Genomic DNA, 888 nt, shown 5'->3' on the forward strand with positions numbered 1-888 from the left:
CCGCAGGAGCGGGCGCATGGGTGAGTCCACGGTCGCCAAGGCCGTCCGTGAACTCACCGGCATGTGGTGGCCCGACGCCGATCCGGACAAGCTCCGCACGGTCGCCGACGCCTGGGACGCGATGGCCACCGCCGTCGACAACGTCACCGCACCCACCAACCAGGCCGCCGCCGCCATCGTCGCCAACAACCACGGGCCCGCGATCGACGCCTTCGGAAAGTTCTGGGGCAACTACTACGGCGGCCAGGGCAAGGGCTGGCTGCCCGACACCGCCAGCGCCTGCCGCAGCCTCGCCAAGGCCCTGCGCGACTTCGCCGCCGAAGTCGACAAGGCCGTCAAGAAGTTGGAGGAGGAGGCCGCGATCGTCGGCGGCACCCTCGTCGTCGGCACCGCCCTCGCCTTCTTCACCGCCGGCCTCTCCGAAGCCGCCGCCGGCACCGCCGCCGCGAGCATCGTCGCGGCCGCCGCGACCCTCGGCGTCACCGTCTCCGAGACCATCGCCACCATCGCCGCCACCGTCCTGGTCGGCGCCGCCTTCGGCGCCGTCGAGGCCATCACCGTCGACGTCGCCGTCGCCCAGCCCATCCGGATGTCCTTCGGCGACGGCGGCTTCAGCCTCAAGGAAGCCGTCGACTCCGCCGAGACCGGCGGCATCATGGGCGGAGCCGGCGGCGGACTCGGCGCCGGCGGCCGCGTCGTCGCCAACGCCGCCGAGCGGGCCGAGAGCGCCTCCGTCGCCCTGGCCGGCCTCGCCAAGGTCGCCAACGCCGCCGACTCCCTCCCCGGCCGCATGGTCACCGGCGCCGGCCTCGCCTACGGCTACGACGCCGCCTTCCAGACCGGCCCCGTCATGCCGCTGGACCTCGTCCTCGGCGCCGTCGGCGGCGC

Annotated in this window: 1 pseudogene; it reads left to right on the forward strand. The window is 74.4% G+C overall.

Annotation, left to right across the window (positions count from 1 at the left end):
- Positions 1 to 16: 16 nt before the first annotated feature.
- Positions 17 to 888, forward strand: a pseudogene (locus tag IF30_RS0140335) (hypothetical protein); the annotation flags it as partial.

The organism is Streptomyces sp. NRRL S-350 (assembly GCF_000719705.1).
Taxonomy (GTDB): domain Bacteria; phylum Actinomycetota; class Actinomycetes; order Streptomycetales; family Streptomycetaceae; genus Kitasatospora.